The 19,236-nt window shown below is 62.3% G+C and carries 21 protein-coding genes; 14 read left to right on the top strand and 7 right to left on the bottom strand.

The genetic code is table 11. From position 1 onward, the window contains the following. Positions 1 to 21: 21 nt before the first annotated feature. On the bottom strand, positions 22 to 1,260 hold the full coding sequence (locus tag AC0L2M_RS31740; protein WP_128246955.1) for an MFS transporter: 1,239 nt from the start codon (positions 1,258 to 1,260) through the stop codon (positions 22 to 24). Between the two features lie 407 nt (positions 1,261 to 1,667). Between AC0L2M_RS31740 and AC0L2M_RS31735 the strand changes: the two genes are divergently transcribed. From AC0L2M_RS31735 to AC0L2M_RS31720, 4 genes are all read left to right on the top strand, one after another. Further along, a complete protein-coding gene (locus tag AC0L2M_RS31735; RefSeq protein WP_128246956.1) occupies positions 1,668 to 2,303 on the top strand; it encodes an ankyrin repeat domain-containing protein in 636 nt (211 codons plus the stop codon). A 148-nt stretch (positions 2,304 to 2,451) separates the two neighbouring features. After that, positions 2,452 to 2,859, top strand: coding sequence for an ArsR/SmtB family transcription factor (locus AC0L2M_RS31730; protein ID WP_023799123.1), 408 nt, complete (start codon positions 2,452 to 2,454; stop codon positions 2,857 to 2,859). Then, entirely contained in the window at positions 2,856 to 3,389 is a 534-nt protein-coding gene (locus tag AC0L2M_RS31725) for an SRPBCC family protein (protein ID WP_473536912.1), read from the top strand. Before AC0L2M_RS31730 ends, AC0L2M_RS31725 begins: the two co-directional genes overlap by 4 nt. 123 nt (positions 3,390 to 3,512) lie before the next feature. Next, positions 3,513 to 4,088: a dihydrofolate reductase family protein gene (locus AC0L2M_RS31720; protein WP_031254871.1), complete on the top strand. Its 576-nt coding sequence runs from the start codon at positions 3,513 to 3,515 to the stop codon at positions 4,086 to 4,088. A 69-nt stretch (positions 4,089 to 4,157) separates the two neighbouring features. On the opposite strand, the gene AC0L2M_RS31715 is transcribed toward AC0L2M_RS31720, so the two are convergent. From AC0L2M_RS31715 to AC0L2M_RS31700, 4 genes are all read right to left on the bottom strand, one after another. Next, positions 4,158 to 4,907: a glucose 1-dehydrogenase gene (locus tag AC0L2M_RS31715; RefSeq protein ID WP_473536911.1), complete on the bottom strand. Its 750-nt coding sequence runs from the start codon at positions 4,905 to 4,907 to the stop codon at positions 4,158 to 4,160. 76 nt (positions 4,908 to 4,983) lie between these two features. Next, positions 4,984 to 5,988: a sugar-binding protein gene (locus AC0L2M_RS31710; RefSeq protein ID WP_023799119.1), complete on the bottom strand. Its 1,005-nt coding sequence runs from the start codon at positions 5,986 to 5,988 to the stop codon at positions 4,984 to 4,986. Between the two features lie 53 nt (positions 5,989 to 6,041). Beyond that, positions 6,042 to 7,142 (bottom strand): ABC transporter permease, encoded by a 1,101-nt coding sequence (locus AC0L2M_RS31705; RefSeq protein WP_473524736.1) that lies wholly within the window; start codon positions 7,140 to 7,142, stop codon positions 6,042 to 6,044. 16 nt (positions 7,143 to 7,158) lie between these two features. Beyond that, positions 7,159 to 7,899, bottom strand: a complete 741-nt coding sequence (locus tag AC0L2M_RS31700) for an ATP-binding cassette domain-containing protein (protein ID WP_023799117.1) — start codon at positions 7,897 to 7,899, stop codon at positions 7,159 to 7,161. A 193-nt stretch (positions 7,900 to 8,092) separates the two neighbouring features. Here AC0L2M_RS31700 and AC0L2M_RS31695 point away from each other — a divergent pair, with 193 nt between their 5' ends. From AC0L2M_RS31695 to AC0L2M_RS31670, 6 genes are all read left to right on the top strand, one after another. Further along, positions 8,093 to 9,544 (top strand): FAD-binding oxidoreductase, encoded by a 1,452-nt coding sequence (locus AC0L2M_RS31695; RefSeq protein ID WP_128246958.1) that lies wholly within the window; start codon positions 8,093 to 8,095, stop codon positions 9,542 to 9,544. Between the two features lie 11 nt (positions 9,545 to 9,555). Next, complete coding sequence (locus AC0L2M_RS31690; protein ID WP_473536910.1) at positions 9,556 to 10,284, top strand: FadR/GntR family transcriptional regulator; 729 nt, start codon at positions 9,556 to 9,558, stop codon at positions 10,282 to 10,284. A gap of 2 nt (positions 10,285 to 10,286) precedes the next feature. After that, positions 10,287 to 10,724 (top strand): VOC family protein, encoded by a 438-nt coding sequence (locus tag AC0L2M_RS31685; protein ID WP_473536930.1) that lies wholly within the window; start codon positions 10,287 to 10,289, stop codon positions 10,722 to 10,724. 67 nt (positions 10,725 to 10,791) lie between these two features. Continuing rightward, positions 10,792 to 11,838 carry an ABC transporter substrate-binding protein gene (locus AC0L2M_RS31680; protein ID WP_128246961.1) on the top strand — a complete coding sequence of 349 codons (1,047 nt, stop codon included), beginning with the start codon at positions 10,792 to 10,794 and terminating at the stop codon, positions 11,836 to 11,838. Next, positions 11,838 to 12,614 carry an ABC transporter ATP-binding protein gene (locus tag AC0L2M_RS31675; protein ID WP_031254866.1) on the top strand — a complete coding sequence of 259 codons (777 nt, stop codon included), beginning with the start codon at positions 11,838 to 11,840 and terminating at the stop codon, positions 12,612 to 12,614. The genes AC0L2M_RS31680 and AC0L2M_RS31675 overlap by 1 nt, the downstream gene beginning before the upstream one ends. Next, complete coding sequence (locus tag AC0L2M_RS31670) at positions 12,611 to 13,369, top strand: ABC transporter permease (RefSeq protein WP_287180427.1); 759 nt, start codon at positions 12,611 to 12,613, stop codon at positions 13,367 to 13,369. The genes AC0L2M_RS31675 and AC0L2M_RS31670 overlap by 4 nt, the downstream gene beginning before the upstream one ends. Positions 13,370 to 13,470: 101 nt before the next feature. Here AC0L2M_RS31670 and AC0L2M_RS31665 read toward each other — a convergent pair whose 3' ends face one another. After that, complete coding sequence (locus AC0L2M_RS31665; protein ID WP_473536908.1) at positions 13,471 to 13,935, bottom strand: SRPBCC family protein; 465 nt, start codon at positions 13,933 to 13,935, stop codon at positions 13,471 to 13,473. A 39-nt stretch (positions 13,936 to 13,974) separates the two neighbouring features. Continuing rightward, positions 13,975 to 14,844 (bottom strand): SDR family oxidoreductase, encoded by an 870-nt coding sequence (locus AC0L2M_RS31660; protein WP_473536907.1) that lies wholly within the window; start codon positions 14,842 to 14,844, stop codon positions 13,975 to 13,977. A gap of 103 nt (positions 14,845 to 14,947) precedes the next feature. Here AC0L2M_RS31660 and AC0L2M_RS31655 point away from each other — a divergent pair, with 103 nt between their 5' ends. From AC0L2M_RS31655 to AC0L2M_RS31640, 4 genes are all read left to right on the top strand, one after another. Then, positions 14,948 to 15,838, top strand: a complete 891-nt coding sequence (locus AC0L2M_RS31655) for a LysR family transcriptional regulator (RefSeq protein WP_473536905.1) — start codon at positions 14,948 to 14,950, stop codon at positions 15,836 to 15,838. A 513-nt stretch (positions 15,839 to 16,351) separates the two neighbouring features. After that, positions 16,352 to 16,993, top strand: coding sequence for a peroxiredoxin-like family protein (locus AC0L2M_RS31650; protein WP_091590900.1), 642 nt, complete (start codon positions 16,352 to 16,354; stop codon positions 16,991 to 16,993). 339 nt (positions 16,994 to 17,332) lie between these two features. Continuing rightward, positions 17,333 to 17,515, top strand: a complete 183-nt coding sequence (locus AC0L2M_RS31645; RefSeq protein ID WP_413468436.1) for a hypothetical protein — start codon at positions 17,333 to 17,335, stop codon at positions 17,513 to 17,515. 125 nt (positions 17,516 to 17,640) lie between these two features. Beyond that, on the top strand, positions 17,641 to 19,197 hold the full coding sequence (locus AC0L2M_RS31640) for a serine hydrolase (protein ID WP_473536903.1): 1,557 nt from the start codon (positions 17,641 to 17,643) through the stop codon (positions 19,195 to 19,197). Positions 19,198 to 19,236 lie beyond the last annotated feature (39 nt).

The raw sequence follows: 19,236 nt of genomic DNA, 5'->3' as shown, positions 1-19,236 counted from the left end.
TGTCGACGATTTCAGGACCGATCAGGAGCTGGAAAGATTCCAGCCGCGAGACAGGCCCCGCGTCAGCTTCCGCGATACCCGCCACATCAGCAAGGCGGCGGCCAGGCTGTAGACGCCCATCAAGGCCAGTTGCAGCGCGTAGTCGACGCCGGCGTCGATCAGGTATCCGGTGATGCCGGGGCCCATCGCCGAGGCCAGAACCATCACGGCTACCACAACCGAGCGGATCGCGCCGAGATGCGCGGTGCCGTAGATCTCCGGCCACATGGCGCCCTCCAGGGTCGAGGAGAAGCCGTAGCTGATGCCAAGCAGCGCCATGAAGACGAAGATGGCGAAAGGCGCCGTCAGATAGGCAGCCGCGAAGCATGCCAGCGCCAACGGCAGAAGGAATAGAGGCAGCAGCTGGACCGCCGAGAAGCGGTCGATCAGCCACCCGGCCAGAAGCGCAAAACCCATCGTCGTGGCGGACAGGACGGCAAAGCCGCCGGCGAAGAGTTGCAGCGGCCAGCCCCGGAGCTCGGTTAGATAGACCTGGTGAAAGAAGATAGTCGTGCCGACGAAGGCGGGAGCCAGGACGCCCAGGCAGATGGCGTAGAAGGTCGGATCGCGCAGGACTTCCGCCCGCGTCCAGTGCTTCACTGCGCGTTGCGCCCTCGGCTGGGCCTCGCTCTGCGGATTGCGTTCCTTCCAGACCAGCGCACAAACCAGAGGCAAGGCCACGACCAGGATGAAGGCTGCGCAGACGAACCAGCTTCCCCGCCAGCCGACGAGGCCGGCCACGAGGACGAACAGGAAAGGCAGCAGAGCGCCGCCGACATGAAAGCCAAGCGTGACGACCGAGACGGCGCGGCCCCGGTTCGCGGCGAACCAGCGACCAGTCGCCGTCAGAGCCGTCTGGGTCATCATGCCCTGGCCAAAAAGGCGCAGCAAATAGAGCGCAAGGAGCAGCGTTGGCAGCGACCCGGCGAACCCCATCGCAATGCTGGCGCAGGCAAGCATGAGCATCGTCGCGATCGCCATGGTCACTGTCGAATACCGGTCCAGCGGCCGCCCCAGGAACGGCAGGGTCGCCGCGCTAAGCAGCGTTGCCAGCATGTAGAGCCCGCCGAACTCGCCGTGACTCAACCCGAACGTCTCGCGTATATCGCCGTTCGACAAGGCGATGAAGAAGGTCTGCCCGAAGGACGAGACGAGGGTCAGCAAAAAGGCGCCCGCGAGCCAGCGGACATTGTTGACGACGAATGCACTGAAGGACTGCATGATCCCTTTGTTTCTCGATAGAGTGCGCGCTTCCTGTTCGTCTTTATCGGCCTCCGCTGCCGGAGGATATCGGCCAGTTCCGCTTTGATCAGAGGCCTGGCTTCACGTTCGAGCCGGTCGAACTTCCATGCCGATTACCAACCAGCCAGTCCGACTTCGGAGTCCTCGCCACTCTGCTTGCGAGTGAAGTCAGTCGGACGCCGTTGCGCTCTTAGGTCAGGCACTCAAAGGCATCATGCCTCTCGCTCAAGCTCAGGTTCGCTATCTTCTCCTTCTTCCCCTCTCGGATTGTATTTGCGGACACCGTCGAATGAGAAAGGCTTTTCGATGGAAGCCGGTCATTCGGTGGATGTCGGCCGAACCGGAACAATGGTATCCTGCAGGGAGCATTCGGGGAGGCGACTGCATTGACCGAGAGCTTGGAAGTCGAAGGGGCGAGAGGTTGGTCGAATCTGCTGATCGCGGCAGAAAGCGGCGATGCGGGGGCCGTTCGAGCGGAATTGGCGGCCGGCGCCAATATCAACGAGGCGGACGGCGGCGGCTGGTCAGCCCTTCATCTCGCAGCCCTCAATGCCCGCACCGCGGCGGTCGAGGCGTTGATCGAACACCCAGCAATCGATGTGAATTCCAGAAACAAATGGAAGAGCACGCCTTTGAGCCTTGCTTCGGCCAAGGGCCACTACTCCTCTATTTTAGCCCTCGTGAAACATCCCGAAATAGAGATTAATGCAAGAGCCGACTACTACGGCAGAACGGCCCTTATTGAAGCAGCAAAGAACGGGCATCTGGATGTCGTTAAGTTGCTTGTCGAGAATGGCGCCGACGTGAATCTTACTGACAAGACCGGAAGAAACAATGCGCTTATCGAGGCTATCAAGGGACGGCACTACGAGGTCGCGGGATACCTGCTTGATTCCCGGAAAATGAACTTTCTCAACAAGGATATGAGACTGAACGCCCTGATCTGGGCTGGAAGCTGCCATAACCCTCAACTCATCGAAAAGCTGGAAGTCTCGATTCATACTTTCTTCGAAGGCAAGTGAAGGTCCCGCTTCCGCCGCGGTGACCATGTCCGCGGCCCTTGCACTTGCCGAATGTCTTCGATCGCCGCAGACCGCCTGTGGAACTCCCTTCCAAGATCATTCAACCAATCGGTTGACAATTCGAAAGCGTGCCTCTATATTCAACTACATGGTTGAATTAGAGACACCCCAGATCGACGCGGTTTTTCACGCGCTTGGCGACGCCACCCGCCGGCACATGCTTCGCGACCTCGCCGGCGGCGAGCGAACGGTGAGCCAGTTGGCGGAACCCTTCGCCATGTCGTTGGCGGCCGCCTCCAAGCACATCAAGACGCTGGAGAATGCAGGGCTTATTCGTCGCGAGGTGAGGGGCCGCACACATCTGTGCCGCCTCGAACCCGGACCGCTGGCCAGCGCCCACCAATGGCTCGGCTTCTACGAGCGCTTCTGGACCAACCGTCTCGACGTCCTCGAGCGTCTGCTTCGCGAGCAGGACGCACGCAAAGCCCCGGGTGATTCCTGGGCCCAGGATGATTCCAGGAAATCGCCCGCCTCAAAAGAAGGAGACGACCAATGAACCAGATGAAAACCATCGATGCCTATGGCGAGCTGACCGAGCCCGCGACGTTCACCATCCTGCGGCTTTTGCCCGGCCCGATCGAGCGGGTCTGGGCCTATCTCACCGAGAGCGAGCTGCGCCGGCAGTGGATGGCTGCTGGCCAGATGGAAATGAAGGCCGGCACGTCGTTCGAGTTGATCTGGCGTAACGACGAGCTGACCGATCCGCCCGGCCAGCGCCCCGCGGGCTTTCCCGAAGAGCATCGGATGGAGGGCCGGATCACCGAGCTCGATCAACCTTACAAGCTCGCCATTACCTGGGGAAACACCGGCGGGGTTTCCTTCTTGCTGGAGCCGAAGGGCAATGATGTGCTGCTCACCGTCATCCATCGCCGGCTGCCGGAACGCGCAATCCAGCTCAACGTCACCGCCGGCTGGCACATGCACCTCGACATGCTGGCCGCCCGCCTCGCCGGAAAGACGCCGACCTCGTTCTGGGATGGCTGGAGCCGCCTGCGGGCAGAATACGACCGCCGCCTGCCGGCCTGACACGACCGCGTCGGCTGAAGTCACCGCCCAGCCTCCACCGGCATTCGCCCGTGGAGGCTCGCACACCAGCAACGATGAAACGATGAAACGTGCTTGCATTGGGCAAGCCTGATGGAGGAAGTCATGCGCAAATTGATCGCCGGAATGAAGATTTCCGTCGACGGCAAGATGGAGGGACCCGAGGGTTACGCGGAATGGGTCGACGCGTGGTCGGAGGAGTATGGGCTGATGCCGCAAATCGATGCCTGCCTGCTCGGGAGCATCATGTACGCCGGCTACGAGCGCTACTGGAGCGCGATCCAGAATGAGCCGGACAAGCCGTTGCCGATGACCGGCAAATTGCCGACGCCGGCGGAGCTCGAATGGGCCCGCTTTGCCGAACAGACCCCGCACTATGTGCTGTCGAACACGATGACTTCGGCGGCCTGGCCAAAGACGTGCTTCGTCCGGAGCCTCGAAGACATCGCTGCCCTGAAGCAGCAGCCAGGCAAGGATATCTATCTCATGGGCGGTGCGCGAATGACCGCGAGCCTCATCGATGCCGGGCTGGTGGATGAACTACGGCTTATCCTCTATCCACTGCTCGTCGGCGAAGGGAAGGCGCTGTTTGGAGCAACGCAAAATCGTCGCGGGCTTGAACTGCGGAAGGTTCAGCAGCTCACAGATGGGCGCGTGAGCCTGGTCTTTGGAATTGGCTAACTCAGCCGGTCTTCGCAGATTTCGCAGCGCTGCCCGGCTGAAATTTATTCCTGAAAGGCACGTCGCCGGTCAGAGGGAAACCGACAGCCCACCGTCGACGGCCAGCACATGGCCGTTGACGTAGGCGGCAGCCTCTGAGGCGAGAAACACCACGGCTCCGCCGAGTTCCTCAGGCTGGGCCCAGCGGCCCGCCGGGGTTCGTGCCTCGACCCATTTGGTGAAGGCCTCGTCGCTCATAAGTGCGGTGTTGAGCTCGGTGGCGAAATAGCCGGGGGCGATCGCGTTGACGGTGATGCCGTGACGGCCCAGTTCAGCGGCGGTCGAGCGTGTCAGCCCGTGCAGGCCCGCCTTTGCCGCCACATAGGCGTGAATGGTGGGACGGCCAAGGATCGCCGCAACCGATCCGGTGTTTATTATGCGCCCGAACTTGTTTGGCAGCATCAGGCGCACCGCGTCGCGCATCAGACGGAAGCAGGCCGAAAGATTGACGGCAATCACATGGTCGAAATCCTCGTCCTGCCATTCGACCAACGGACTTCGATGCTGGATGCCGGCGTTGTTGACCAGAATATCGAGGCGGCCGTGGCGTTCGACAATCCCTTCGAGCGACGCCCTCGAGATCGCCGCGTCGGTGACATCGAACGGCAGGGCTTCGGCACCGATCCTTTCGGCCGCCGCGGACAGCGCCGCCGGATCGCGGGCATTGACGATCACCGTCGCGCCGTTTTCCGCAAGTGCCTTGGCCATGGCGAAGCCGAGGCCACGCGAAGCACCGGTGACCAGCGCGACACGGCCGTTGAGCGAGAACAATTCCGACATTGATATCCCCCAAGAAAAGGGCGGGCTATGAAAAGGGCGGGAGTTTGCTCCCGCCCAATTAACGCTATTTGGAGCACTATTTGGCGATGCAGGTATCCGCTGTCTCCGGGGTGCAAATGTCAAGGCCGGTGTAGGTCGGGTCGGCCGGCGGAGCCTTGCCGTCCTTCATGTCCTTCAGCGCCATCATCGTCTTGTAGCCCATTTCGAAAGGCCGCTGGCCGACCTGGCCAAGCGAGAAACCTTCGTTCATCTGGTCGATCTGCACCGGAAGCGTATCGGCGACGACCAAGGCCAGGGCCTTCGAGGCTATCTTTTCCTTGTACGGCGCGACCGCGGCGCGGTTGGCATCGGGGATGAACTGCGGGAAGCCGCCGGTTGGGATGAACGCATCGAGGTTCGGGTTTTTCGCCATGATGTCCTCGAACTGCTGCACCGAGCGCGGGAAGTCATCGTCGGTGTAGAGTGGGCAGCCCTCGATTTCGGTCCAGCCGTTCTGTCCGGTCAGGCGGTCGCCGGGTGAGGCCGCCGATTTGGTCCCCGAAAGCGTGTCGCGAATGCCCTGCATGCGCTCATTGTGGTTGGCCGCCGCCGCGCCGCCCGACTGGATACAGATCGTGCCGCCCTTGGGCTTGATCTGCATGGCGAGCTTGGCGAGGTTCGTGCCGATCTCATAATTGTGCGTGCCGATATAGGCGACGCGCAGGTCCTTGTTCTCGGGCAGCAGATCGGAGTCCCAGGTGAGGACCGGAATGCCCGCGTCCTTGGCGGCCTGCAGCGCAACCGCCATCGCCGCAGCGTTCGATGGCGATACGGCGATGCCGTCCACCCTCTTGGCCACGAGATCCTGCACGATCTGTACCTGCTCGTCGCCGCCGCCATGCTCGCCGGGGCCGATATACATGCACTCCAGGGCACCATTCGATTCGGCTTCGGCCTTCTTGCAGCCGTCGCGTGCCTGGTCGAAGAAAGGATTGTTCATGTTCTTCGGCACCAGGGCGAAGGTGTATTTCGCCTCGGCACCGGAAACGGCAAGCACCATGGCGCCAAGCGCGACAGCCGCCGTCAGCAGATGTTTCTTCATGTGAAGTTCTCCTCCTTGGTGTGACGTCCCGCAGGTCTCCCGCCGGCGGGTTTCTAGCGGTGCTTTTTGGGCATCAGGACTGCCAGCGACGCGGCGAGGATCGACTTGCCGCCGGTTTGCATGCCCAAAAGAACCGCAAGAACGATGAAGGCGCCGACGAAGGCACCCTGCCAGTTTGAATCGATGCCGGCCATCAGCAGCGCATTCCTGATCACTTCGAGGAACGCCGAGCCGATGACCGCACCGAAAGCCGTGCCGGCGCCGCCCATCAGGCTGGCGCCGCCAATCACTGTCGCCGCAATGACGCGCAGTTCGTAGCCCTGGCCCATCGCATTGATGGCCGAGCCGTTGTAGCCGAGCAGCAGGAGCGAGGCGATCGAGGCGGTGAAGGCAGAGAAAAGGTAGGCCTGGAATTTTATCCAGTCGACCGGAACGCCGGTGAGCCGTGCCGCCTCCTCATTGCCGCCGATTGCGAACAGATGCCGGGCCCAGGCAGTGAAGTTGAACACGAAGCCGACAATCAGCGCCAGGACCACCATGGTCCAGAATTGCGACGACAGTTCCGGTATCCAGTGCGGCGCCCAGTCCTCGGGTCCATGCCGCGGCCATTTCGCCTGGCCGATCGCCTTCACGATCGGAGCATCGGGCCCGAACTGGTAAAGCATCTGGTTGGCCGAGAAAACCACCGCCAGCGAGCGCGCGACGGACAGCATGCCGAGCGTGACGACAAAGGACGGCATTCCGACATAGGCGACAAAAAATCCGTTGACCGCGCCGCAGGCCAGGCCGGAAAAAAGACCCATGGCGAAAGCGGTGTACCAGGGATAATGCCAGGTGAGGAACAGGCCGGCGACGATGACCACGAGGCCCATGATCGAGCCGACCGACAGATCGATGCCACCGGTGATGATGACGACCGTCATGCCGAGCGCCATGATGCCGAAAGGCGCAAGATTGCGCGTCACATTGGCGACGTTTTCGGAGGTGCCGAAGCTCGGCTCCATCGCTGTCATCAAGATGACCAGCGCGATCAGCGCGATCGTCACCCAGAAGGGCTGACTTGAAATCACGCGTTGGAAAGCTGTCTGTTCCTTGGTCGGGACGAAGTCCGACATGGCCGGCTGGCCGGCTTTCTCGGCTGACTCCTGAACCATAACCGGCTCCTGAACACTATTCGCCACGGATGGCCCCCGTTATCAGTCCTGTGATTTCCTCGGGTGATGTGTTGCCGGTGTCCTTGTCGGCAACCTTGGAACCTCGCCTGAGCACGATGATGCGATCTGCGACGGCAAAAACGTCAGGCATGCGGTGGCTGATCAGCATGACGCCGACGCCCTGCGCTTTCAGGCGCCGGATCAATTCGAGCACTTCCGCCACCTGGCGCACCGAGATGGCGGCGGTCGGCTCGTCCATCAACACCAGCTTGGCGTTTGAAAGCCGGGTTCGCGCAATGGCTACCGCCTGGCGCTGCCCACCGGACATCTTCTTGACCAGATCGCGCGGCCTGGTTTCCGATTTGAGTTCCCTGAACAGCGCTGCCGAGCGGTCGATCATCGCCTGCTTGTCAAGCACTCTGATCGGCCAAAAGCCTTTCTTGATCTCGCGGCCCAGGAAGACGTTCTGCGCCGCCGTCAGATTATCGGCGAGCGCCAAGTCTTGATAAACGACTTCGATCCCCTTGGCGCGGGCCTGGACAGGTTTATGGAAATGGCAAACCTCGCCGTCCACGACAATTTCGCCGTCGCTCGGCGGGAAATTGCCAGCCACGGTCTTGACCACGGTGGACTTGCCGGCGCCGTTGTCCCCCATCAGACCCACGACTTCGCCTCGCTCCACCTGGAAGCTGACGTCGCTCAGGGCCTGGATGGCCCCGAAATTCTTCGAAACGTGGCGAACCTCAAGCACCGGCATCGCGGTCCTCCCCGGACAACATTTGCCAATCTTGTCCCGGACTTATGCAAGATAGCTAATCAGCGAAATGTATTCGACACAATCGTTATTCGAAGGAGACCGGCATCCGTTGTTGGAGGGGGGCAGGTGGACCCTGGAGCATCGAGAAGAATAGGACTTGCGAAGTTGTAGGATGACCGTATGATCTGACCCGATGATCACGGATCGCCCCTCTCAACGCGAAGCTTCCGGCGCAATTGCTGAGCTGCCTGCGCAGTTGGCGGGTGATGCGCTGATAGACGGCCGGTCGCCCCAGGCGGAGCGCTACCTCATCGATTGGAGCCGCGACAGGCGCGGAAGTTCCCGCTTCATCGTGCGTCCAGGATCGGTGGAAGACGTCCAGGCGTTTGTGAGATGGTGCTCGCAGAGCGGTATCGCCATCGTCGTGCAGGGTGGCAATACCGGACTTGCCGGTGGCGCCATTCCAGACAATTCGGACTACGCAGTGCTGTCGCTTGAGCGTCTCAATCGGATACGCCGCGTCGACCCGCTCGACTTCACGCTGCAAGCGGATGCCGGGGCCGTGCTGCAGGACGTCAAGGACGCCGCTGAAGCATCCGAGATGACCTTCCCGCTCGCGCTTGGCGCACAGGGATCGTGCACGATCGGCGGCAATGTCGCGACCAATGCCGGCGGCATCAATGTGCTGCGCTACGGCATGACGCGTGATCTGGTGCTCGGGCTTGAGACGGTCCTGCCGGACGGGACACTGTGGAGCGGCATGAACGGGCTGCGCAAGGACAATCGCGGCTACAGCCTGAAGCAATTGATGATCGGCTCGGAAGGGACGCTGGGAGTCGTCACCGGCGTCGAGGTAAGGCTCTCGCCCCGGCCGACGCAGGTCGAGACCGCCTATGTCGGACTGGGCAGCTTCCGCCAGGCGTGCGAGCTGTTCCGGACGGCAAGGCATCTCTGCTCTGACCTTCTCAGCGCGTTTGAGGTCATCGGCGAGGAGTGCCTGCCGCTGGTCCACCTCATCGATCCGAACCTGCGCTCGCCGCTGACGCAAGAATGTCCGGTTCATGCGATCGTCGAACTCGCCTGTGGGCCAGGGATAGATGCCGGCGGCCTTCTTGAAATTATGCTGGCGCGCGCCCTCGAGGCCGACCTGATCAGGGACGGCGTCGTCGCGCAAAGCCGCTCGCAGGCTGCCACATTCTGGGCCATCCGTGAGGGCCTGGTCGAGGGGCAGGCGCGGCGCGGCTATCATGTCCGCACCGACCTGTCGGTTCGTCTCAGCCAGGTGCCGACGCTGATCGAGCAAGCACGCGCGTGTGTCTTGCGAGACTGGCCTGGCTGGACATCCCTGACCTATGGCCATGCGGGCGACGGCAACATCCATTTCAACGTGCTGCCTCCCATCGATTGCGACCCCGGCGAAGCGAGGACCGTGGGGCAGGCGGTTTTGACCCGGCTCTACGAGCTGGTCGGAGCGCTCGGCGGCTCGTTCAGCGCCGAGCATGGCGTCGGTCGCAGCCGCAGTCACGTGTTCTGGGCCGGCCTGTCGCAGCGCGAGCGGCAGCTTCATTTCGCGATCAAGGCAGCCTTCGATCCGGCAGGCCTGTTCAATCCGACATGTCTCATTCCTGATCCGGGCGATTTGTAGGGGAAAGCCGCATGAAGCAGCGTTCGTCCATCATCGGCAGCGTGGAGGCGCTTCCGCATCGCGTCGCTTCGCATCTGAGCCGCGAGATCGAGGGCGGCGACATCATCCCGGGAGCCCGGCTCCCCACCGAAAGCCAGCTCGCCGACAAGTTCGGCGTCAGCCGAAATGTTGTCAGGGAAGCGATCGCGCAGCTTCGCGCCGATGGCATGATCGAGGCGCGTCAGGGCGTAGGCGCATTCGTCATGGCGCCGGAACAGCGGACCGCCATCCGGATCGACCGTGAGGCGCTGAAAGACCAGCGCAACATGGAGCAGCTCTTCGAGCTGCGCAGCATCCTGGAGACCGAGTCCGCCACGCTGGCCGCGGCGCGCTGTAAATCCGATGATCTTGACGCAATCAAGGCTGCGCTGGACCGCATGGGCGGCGAGGAGCGCTGGGAGGATGGCAGCATCGAGGCCGATCTGCTTTTCCATCGGGCGATCGCCCGGGCGACCGGCAATAGTTACATCTACACCTTCATTTCCTTCGTCTGCGAGCAGATCCGCCAGTCGATCCACTATGCCCGCCTCACCAACCCGCTCCACGACCTGGTCGAGGTCAACGTTGCCGAGCACGTGCGGATCTACGACGCGCTCGCCGCGCATGATCCGCAGGCTGCCGGCGAGGCGATGCGCCGGCACATCGAAGGCGCCGCATCGCGCGTAGGCGTCGAGCTCACCGCCATCAATCGAGGCAAATGACCATGTCGTTCGGGCAGATCAAGGCAATCACCGATATCTGCCTGCTTGTAGAGGATATCGACCGCACCATCGACTTCTACACGCAGAAGCTTGGCTACCGGATCAGACGCCGCGCCGAGGGCTTTGTCGATTTTCATTCCGAGCGCGTGACGCTCGCTGCATGGCAATTGGACCACATCAATCGCCACTGCGGCGTCTCGAATGTCCGCTCACCGAAGCAGGCGCACAAGGCATGCGTCGCCATGGAACTCGAAAGCGCCGGCGAGGTCGACCGGCTCTACGCCGAACTGTCGGACAAGGGCGTGCCGTTCGTCGGGCCGCCCGGCGACTATGTCTGGAACGCGCGCTGCGCCTACTTCCACGATCCCGACGGGACGCTGTGGGAACTCTATGCCTGGACCGGCGCCGGACCGGGCGACTATCACGACACGCAAGTGTGATTGGATCGCGACGGCCTCGCAAGAAGGGCCGCGCCGCATGCAAACAGTCCAACAAAGGAGCAAGAAGATGAGTGGGAACGCATCGCAGTGGAATCGCAGATTGATCCTGAAGGCCGGCGCCGCCGGCCTGGCGGCTTTCGGGCCGGGACTTCAGCTGTTTGGCGCCAGCGCCTCGGCAGCCGCCAAGCTCGTGGTCCAGTATGACTGGCTGATGTCGAACGGCCAGATCGGCGACGTCGCAGCCGTCGCCAATGGCTACTTCAGCGAAGCCGGGCTTGAAGTGGAGTTCAGCCCCGGCGGGCCGAACGCCGCCACCGTGCCGCCGGTGGTGTCCGGTGCCGCCCAGCTCGGCCAATTCTCGGAATCGCCTCAACTCTATGCCGCGCGGGCGAGCGGCGTTCCGGTGAGGATAATCGCCTGCGGCTATCGCACCGGACCCTATGCGCTGACGTCGAAACCGGAGAAGCCGATCCGGTCGGTGGCGGATCTGAAGGGGATGCGGATCGGCACGCAGCCGACCGCGCGCTTCGCCATCGACGCGATGCTCGCGAAGAACAAGATCGACCCTTCCGAGGTCACCATCGTCAATGTCGGGTTCGACAAGGCGCCGTTGGTTCGTGGCGACGTCGATGCGATCGGCGGCTGGATCACCAACACGCAGGCGCTCAGCGTCGTCGGTGACGATCGCATCGATCTGCTGTTGTCGGAGCTCGGCCTGGCGTCCTATGCCAACGTCTACTTCGCGACCGACAGCGCCATCGAATCCGATTCCGCGACCCTGGCGAAATTCATCGGGGCGGTGGCCAAGGGGTGGGGCTGGGTCCACGCCAATCCCGAGCAGGCGGTCGACAAGCTCGTCGCGGCCTATCCCGAGATCGACGCAGGCTGGGAAAAGAAGACGATTTCCCTGGTGCTGAAACTGTCGTTCGACGACAACACGAAAAAGGATGGATGGGGCACCTTCGATCCTGCCTCGATCGAGAGCCAGATCGCGCTGCTTGACCAGATTGGCCAGTATCCAAACGGCAGGCCGAAGGCCGAGGACGTCTATACGACGAAGGTGCTCGAACTCAGTGCGGCTGATCGGCCGAAGCTCGGCGCGCCCGCCTCTTGATGGCCGCGCCGGCCATCGAAACTTCCGGGCTCGACGTCGGCTATCCCGGCCGGCGCTCGCCCGTGACGGTGATCTCCGGTCTCGAACTGACAGTCGAGGCCGGGACATTCCTGTCGATCCTCGGGCCTTCGGGGTGCGGAAAGTCGACGTTTCTGCGGGTTGTCGCCGATCTTCTGGCGCCGCTCGCGGGCACGATACGCGTGATGGGCGAAACGCCGTCGGCGGTGCGCTCCGGCCGGGGCGTGGGTTTTGTCTTCCAGGACTCGACCCTTTTGCCGTGGCGCACGGCGCGCGAGAATGTGCGGCTGCCGATCCAGGTGGGCCGCCGCAGCCTGTCGCGCATGATAGACGACCGCGCCGACGAGCTGCTCGAACTCGTCGGGCTGTCGGCGCTTGGTGAGCGCCTGCCGCATCAGCTTTCCGGCGGACAACGCCAAAGGCTGGCTATCGCCCGGGCGCTGCTTGGCGAGCCACGTCTGCTTCTGATGGACGAGCCGTTTGGCGCGCTTGACGAGATCACCCGCGATCGCCTCAACGACGAACTGCTGAACCTTTGGCGGCGGACCGGAACGACCGTGCTGTTCGTCACGCATTCCATTGCCGAAGCCGTCTATCTCGGGCAGCGCGTGATCGTGCTTGCCGCCCATCCCGGACGGATCGTCGCCGACCACGACCTTCGTCCGCTGAAGGGGCCGGACAACAGATGCTCGCGCGAGGATCCGGCGATCGTCGCGGCAATGGCCAGGATGCGCTCCGCCCTCGGAGCGGCGTCGTGAACCAGGGCGCGCTTTCGCCATTCGCACAGGCTGCGCTGCCGATCCTCGGCGCCGGCTCGCTTATTCTCGCATGGCAATTCCTGCTGCCGCTCGCCGGCGTGCCCGCTTACATCGTTCCGACGCCGACCGCGATAGCGGGCGTGTTTGCCGGGAACGGATCGCTTCTCCTGTCGAACCTCTGGCCGACGGCCATCGAGGCGCTCTCCGGCTTCGTGCTCGGCAACCTCGCCGCAGTGCTGCTGGCGGTCGTCTTCGTTCACAGCCGTACGCTGCAGGCGGCCTATTTTCCGGTCGTGCTGTTCTTCAATACGATCCCGGTGCTGGCGCTGGCCCCGGTCGTCATCCTCATCTTCGGCCTCGGCATGCTGCCCAAGATCGTGATCGCGGCGGTGATCTGTTTCTTCCCAACGCTCATCAACATGATCCGGGGTCTGGAATCGGCGAGCCCCAGCGAGCACGAGCTGTTCCGCGTGCTGTCGGCGACGCGCTGGGAAGTATTCTGGCGCCTGCGCCTGCCGCGCGCGCTGCCAATGCTTTTCGCTTCGCTGCGGATCGCCTCGGCGACCGCGGTGATCGGCGCGATCGTCGGCGAGTGGATCGGCTCCGACAAAGGTCTCGGCGCGCTGATCATCCAGGCGACCTTCAACTACCAGTCCGACCGGCTCTACGCCGCCATCGTGCTCTCATCGCTGTTGTCGATCGGGTTCTTCATGACCGTCGTCGCCGCTGAGCGATGGTCGGTTCGATACCGTTAGAGGCGGCTGAACGCGTCGGCGATGGACGTAGCATCATTTGTTCCCGCGAAGGCAGGGCGCCTCCTTGAGAGCCGCCCTGTTGCTTGTGTTTCTGGCGATGATTAGAGCTTTCCCGCTGCGAGCAGTTCGCGGGTCCGCTTCAGCGTCGACAGCAGGGCGGCCTTGTAGCCGTTTTCGCTGCCGAACTGAGCCTGCTCGGCCTGCTCCTCGCGACCGTTTGGCTCTTTGCCGCGCAAGCCAATGTAGCAGTAGAAGCGAAGCTGCAGTGCGCCTTCTCCATCTTCGTTGACAATCGCTCCCTCGCGCGGACCGGATGCCTGGAAGAAGGTGACCTTGCTTTCCGGCTCGAGCGTGACGATTTCGCGCAGGTCGTGGCCACCGATCGTGGCCTCACGCACGAAGTGGGTAGCGCTTTCCTCCACAACGTCGCAACGGGTGCAGAGACCCGTGACAAGGAACAAGCGGGCGTCGCGTGCTTTCAGCTCGAGACCCTTCCACACTTGAGCGCGCGTCAATGGGACTTCGCCTTCCGGGTTCACCGGAACTGTGGCAGTTGAATAAATCATGATGACAGTCCTTGTGATCAGACAGGGGCTGCGCTTCCGTCAGGCGGAGGCAGCGGTTTCCGAGGCGAAGGCTCGATATGGGCGCAGTGGACGTCCGAGCAGGGCAGTCAGGCGCTCGACGTCGCCGGCCCCAGGCAGCATCCCGTCGGTGAAGAAGCGCTCGCCCATCAGACGCATGTCGTAGGCCATCCAGGCGGGCACGAACTGCTTGAGATTTTGCTCAAAATCCTCGGTATTGTCGCCGCCGTAGTTGATCGGGCGGGCGAGCACGTCTGACCAGATGGCGGCGATATCCGCCCCAGTCAGTGTCTCTGGACCGACGAGGTTGATCCAGTCGATCGCAAGCGGCTCTGCGGCCTGTTCACGGCGCAGCAGCTCAAGGGCGGCGATCTCGGCGATATCACGGACGTCGATCATGGCGAGACCCTTGTCGCCGATCGGCATTGTGTAGGTGCCATAGCCGGTGATGACGTCTTTGATCATCAGATCGTTCTGGATGAAGTAAGCTGGGCGCAAGATCGTAGCCTTTAAGTCCATCTGCTCGATCATTCGCTCGACGCCGAACTTGCCAGCGAAATGGGGCACGTTCACGTAGCCGTCAGCGTGGATCACCGACAGATATACGATCCGCTCGATACCGGCCGATCGGGCGACGTTCAGCGCGACCAAAGCTTGGGTGAATTCGTCCGGGACTACGGCGTTCAAAAGGAACAGAGTGGAAACTCCAGACATGGCTTTGCGCAGCGAATCGACATCGAGAAAGTCGCCTTGCACGACGGATACGCCTGCCGGGAAGTTGGCTTTCGACGGATCGCGGACGAGAGCACGTACATCAGCGCCGCGCTTGACGAGGTGTTCGACGACTTGGCGGCCAATATTGCCTGTGGCCCCGGTAACGAGAATGGTCATGAAATTTCTCCTGTTGGGTTGCTTGACACGGCCAATATGTGTGGCTCACTGAGGGTCCAATAGGCTGAAATTTTAGACGCACCGTCTCGCTGGTGGAACACACATGGATCTTCTTGCCCTCGCCGATTTTAATCTCGTTGCCCGCCACGGTGGTTTCGGCAAAGCGGCAAGGGCCACCGGACGGCCTAAGGCGACCCTGTCCCGGCGCGTTGGAGAATTGGAAAGCAGCCTTGATCTGCGCCTGTTTGAACGGGGTGCGCGTAGCCTGAAGCTCACCGAAGAAGGACGGGCGCTCTTCGAGCGGACAGGGGCGCTGCTTGCCGAACTGGACGAGACGGCTTCGGCGATTGCCTCGGGCGGTCAGAGACCCAGGGGCAGATTACGGATTAGCGCACCTTTGCTTTTTTCTCAGACCGCAATGGGGAGGATTGCTGCGGGGTTTGCCCTTAAATATCCGGAGGTGAGGCTGGAGGTTACGACTGAGGATCGGCCTGTTGACATGATCGAGGAAGGCTACGATCTGGTAATCCGAGTCAATCCAGATCCCGACGAAAGCCTTGTTGGACGGGCGTTTCTCCGCGACCGCCTGGTCGTAGTGGCGAGCCCTGACCTTCCTCGCGCGAGTGGTGGACTCGCCGCTCCTGGCGTCGCGCGCTGGGCGGGCGATCGGCAAATATGGCACGTGAAGACACAAGGTGGCCGGTCAACAATTGCAATCGAGCCTGTCCTCGCTTTGTCGATGCTCGTCATGGTCCGGGATGCGGTACGAGCCGGCGTCGGTGCAGCACGTCTTCCCATTTCGTTGGTGGCCCACGACTTGGCTGACGGCACGCTGGTACTATGGGGGGATATCGACGGCCCCGAGATCGCTCTATGGGCGCTCTACCCATCTCGGCGGCTACTCAGCGCGCGAGTGTCGGCGTTCTTGAATTTTCTAAAACAGGCCTTCCCAAATGGGACGCCGGACGAACTAGCCGCCTATATTGGCAGGTGATGACCGAACCCGCGTTCGGGCGTAGAAAGTCCTATGCAACAAAAAAACGAAAACTGAGAAGCGCTTTGCCAGCGTCATGGATGAACTCACGTCCCATGCCAGCCTGCTTAGCAAAATGTGCTGGAACTATGGCCTGTCTTCCGATGCACTTTGTCAACAGAACCTAGGGGTGAAAGTCTGACGCTTGGTGCCGGTGGACGGCAAGAACCGACCCGTTGACGACCTTGGGCGTTGCAGACTTGAACCTCCAAATCGAGGTCGGGAACCTGACCTTCAGCGCAAGAGCATTCGGGAGTGCGCTCGCGTAAGGTAATTCACCACATTTGGCGGCACCCGCATATGCTTTTTCGTGTTATGATGGGCTTGCAACGCGCGTAATCTCGACCTCGGCAATATGGCAGAGGTCGAAAGCTATTGCCTTGGCACAGGAAGCTTTCGCCCCAGCACTTGATCGCCTCCGAAACGCTGGGTGTGCTGCTTTCCCTGACTGACCCCGGGGCGAGGAGGTTGTCCATGTCCACGAGTAGTGTTGACCGCCCGCTGCAGCCGGGCGACCGGGCACCGAATGTTGTGCTCAATGCGATCTCACGCGAAGGCAAGATCGCGCTCGATGATTTTCGAGGCCGTAGCCCGTTGTTGATCGGGTTGTTCCGAGGCCTGCACTGTCCGTTCTGCCGGCGCCATGTCGCGGCGATGGCGCAACTCAAGCCGGCCCTGCGTGAGAAAGGCGTCGAATGCCTGGCTGTGGTCAATACGCCGGTCGAGCGGGCGCGGCTCTATTTCCGTTACCACCCGGCACCCGATCTTCTCGCCGCATCCGACCCGGAGCGAGCCTCGCACCGTGCTTTCGGCTTGCGCGAGGTCGGGATGGACACGGTCATGGCGATACCGTTCCATCTCCCGGGCGAGTTGCCCGAGCCTATGAACGTCATGGCAATGAATGAATTTCTTAACAAGAAGGAAGGATATGAGATTACGGAAGTCGATCAGCAGGCGATGGCTTCCAGCCAGGCGCAGCTTGTCGGTCAGTTCCTAATCGACCGGGCGGGCATCGTACGCTGGAACTTCACTGAAGTTCTGGAGGATGGCCTCAACACCTTCAGAGCGCTGAATCCCGAGGAATTGATGTCGGCAGCTTCCCAAGTTGCACATTAATAGGCTGCGGAAATGGGCTGCTGAAAACTCGCTCGACGGCCACCGTCCTGTGGTGATTCTTTGGATTTAACAATCATCGAAATGCTCAGCGCAGGAGGCTAAGGTCTGCCCGTGGGCTTCGTAGCGATTTCGATTCAACGGTCTGCGGACCGCCCCGACGCTAGAGTGAGCAAGCCGCATAGGCGGAGCGACGTCCGCTCCTTGCCGCAATCACGTCGTTCCGACAGGCGCGCATACGGCAAGTTTCCACCCTGAGCTGCCCTACGCGTCGGGTAGCAAGCGTCAGGCTTTCACCACTAGGCGCCGCCTCCGGCGGCTTACCGCCGCGATGCGACCGCGGTGATCGGCGCGATCGTTGGCGAATGGATCGGGTCCGACAAGGTCTTGGCGACGATCGTCGACGCGACCTTCAACTATTGGTCCGACCGGCTCGACGCCGCTATCGTGCTCTCATCGCTGTTGTCGTTCGGGTTCTTCATGACTGTCGTCGCCGCCGAGCGATGGTCCGTTCGATATTTTTGACCGGTTGGCTACCGGGATGGCCGCTTGGCGTCGCGCAGCGGACTTTGCTGTATCGCGCAGGCGAGGGCTGGCCTTCCCTGCGTCGGCCTGTAGTATGACAGTGCTTGCAGGGGAGGAGCTCGAGCGTGGGGTTGGGTCGGAATTTCCGCCGTTGGGGGACGTTGGCCTTCATCGCCGTCATGGTGCTTTCGCCGCAGGCGGCGTCGGCCGACAGCCTTACGCCCGACCGGATCACTGCCGCCCTGTCGAAGCTCGAACTGCTCGCCGAAGGTGTCGTCGCGGACGGTGCCGTACCCGGTCTCGCCATCGGGGTCGTGCATGACGACAAGGTGGTCTTTCTCAGAGGGTTCGGGCGTCGCGAGGCCGGCAAGCCGGAGACCGTCGACGCCGACACGGTGTTCCAGATCGCCTCCCTCTCCAAGCCAGTCTCGGCAACGATAGTGGCGGCGCTGGTCAGCGAGGGCATCGTATCCTGGGATGCGAAAATCGTCGATCTCGATCCCGCCTTCCGGCTCGCCGAGCCCTATCCGACCAGTGAACTCACGGTCCGCGACCTGTTTTCGCACCGCAGCGGGCTTCCCGGCACCGCCGGGGACGATCTTGAGGACATTGGCTACGATCGCGCGGAGATCCTGCGTCGTCTGCGGTTCGTGTCGCCATCGTCGAGCTTTCGCGCCGGCTACTCCTACAGCAATTTCGGACTGACTGAGGGTGCCGTCGCGGCCGCGAAGCCGACAGGCAAGTCCTGGGAAGAGGTCGCCGAGGAGAAACTCTACCGGCCGCTTAAAATGGTTTCGACCAGCTCCCGTCATGCGGACTTCATCAAGCATGCCAACCGCGCTGCGCTCCACGTCAAGATCGACGGCGTCTGGGCCGCGAAGGTAAAGCGCGATCCGGATGCGCAGGCGCCCGCGGGCGGTGTCAGCTCCACGGCGCGCGATCTCTCGCAATGGGTGCGCCTCGTGCTCGGCAATGGGGTCTACGCCGGCGAGACGCTCATTAAGGCAGATGCACTGGACCAGACGCATGTTCCCCTGATGGCGCGCGGCAGGAACCCCGTCTCAGGCGGCACGTCCTTCTACGGCCTCGGCTGGAATGTCGAATTCGGCCGGCACGGCCTGAGCTGGGGCCATGCCGGCGCCTTCAGCGTCGGCGCCCGTACCCTGGTGACAGTTTTTCCTGAGGAGAAGCTTGGCATCGTCATCGTCGCCAACGCCTTTTCGACAGGGGTGCCGGAAGGGCTGTCCGACAGTTTCGCCGATCTCGTTTTCGACGGAACGGTCGAGAAGGATTGGATCAAGGCATGGGACGATACCTATGCGGGTCTGTTCGGCCCGGCAATCGCGGCGGCCAACGCCACCTATGCCGCGCCACCGTCTCCGGCAAGCCCGGCCCGGCCAGCCAGCGCCTATGCAGGCCGTTACTCCAACGATTTCATCGGCGATGCGGTCGTGTCGACTGCGGGCGACGCTCTTGCGCTCAAGGTCGGGCCAGCCGGCGCCCGGTCCTATTCGTTGAAGCATTTCGACGGCGACCTCTTCCTGACCTTCCCGGACGCCGAGACGCCGGACAGGCCCTCGGGCGTAGGCTTCGACATCGGCCCCGACGGCAAGGCGTCGGCCATGACAATAGAGTTTCTCGACGATAACAATCTCGGCACGCTGCAGCGCGTCGGAGATTAGAGTTCCTCTGCGCCTTCGTCATCCTGGGGCGGAGCAAGG

Source organism: Mesorhizobium sp. WSM4806 (assembly GCF_055811635.1).
The sequence above is the reverse complement of the archived record's forward strand: the minus strand, read 5'-3'. Positions and strand labels throughout refer to the sequence as shown.

Coding starts and splice junctions, on each gene's coding strand:
- AC0L2M_RS31740 (WP_128246955.1), bottom strand. CDS start 1,260: ATGCAGTCCTTCAGTGCATTCGTCGTCAACAATGTCCGCTGGCTCGCG.
- AC0L2M_RS31730 (WP_023799123.1), top strand. CDS start 2,452: ATGGTTGAATTAGAGACACCCCAGATCGACGCGGTTTTTCACGCGCTT.
- AC0L2M_RS31725 (WP_473536912.1), top strand. CDS start 2,856: ATGAACCAGATGAAAACCATCGATGCCTATGGCGAGCTGACCGAGCCC.
- AC0L2M_RS31720 (WP_031254871.1), top strand. CDS start 3,513: ATGCGCAAATTGATCGCCGGAATGAAGATTTCCGTCGACGGCAAGATG.
- AC0L2M_RS31715 (WP_473536911.1), bottom strand. CDS start 4,907: ATGTCGGAATTGTTCTCGCTCAACGGCCGTGTCGCGCTGGTCACCGGT.
- AC0L2M_RS31710 (WP_023799119.1), bottom strand. CDS start 5,988: ATGAAGAAACATCTGCTGACGGCGGCTGTCGCGCTTGGCGCCATGGTG.
- AC0L2M_RS31705 (WP_473524736.1), bottom strand. CDS start 7,142: ATGGTTCAGGAGTCAGCCGAGAAAGCCGGCCAGCCGGCCATGTCGGAC.
- AC0L2M_RS31700 (WP_023799117.1), bottom strand. CDS start 7,899: ATGCCGGTGCTTGAGGTTCGCCACGTTTCGAAGAATTTCGGGGCCATC.
- AC0L2M_RS31695 (WP_128246958.1), top strand. CDS start 8,093: ATGATCACGGATCGCCCCTCTCAACGCGAAGCTTCCGGCGCAATTGCT.
- AC0L2M_RS31690 (WP_473536910.1), top strand. CDS start 9,556: ATGAAGCAGCGTTCGTCCATCATCGGCAGCGTGGAGGCGCTTCCGCAT.
- AC0L2M_RS31685 (WP_473536930.1), top strand. CDS start 10,287: ATGTCGTTCGGGCAGATCAAGGCAATCACCGATATCTGCCTGCTTGTA.
- AC0L2M_RS31680 (WP_128246961.1), top strand. CDS start 10,792: ATGAGTGGGAACGCATCGCAGTGGAATCGCAGATTGATCCTGAAGGCC.
- AC0L2M_RS31675 (WP_031254866.1), top strand. CDS start 11,838: ATGGCCGCGCCGGCCATCGAAACTTCCGGGCTCGACGTCGGCTATCCC.
- AC0L2M_RS31665 (WP_473536908.1), bottom strand. CDS start 13,935: ATGATTTATTCAACTGCCACAGTTCCGGTGAACCCGGAAGGCGAAGTC.
- AC0L2M_RS31660 (WP_473536907.1), bottom strand. CDS start 14,844: ATGACCATTCTCGTTACCGGGGCCACAGGCAATATTGGCCGCCAAGTC.
- AC0L2M_RS31655 (WP_473536905.1), top strand. CDS start 14,948: ATGGATCTTCTTGCCCTCGCCGATTTTAATCTCGTTGCCCGCCACGGT.
- AC0L2M_RS31650 (WP_091590900.1), top strand. CDS start 16,352: ATGTCCACGAGTAGTGTTGACCGCCCGCTGCAGCCGGGCGACCGGGCA.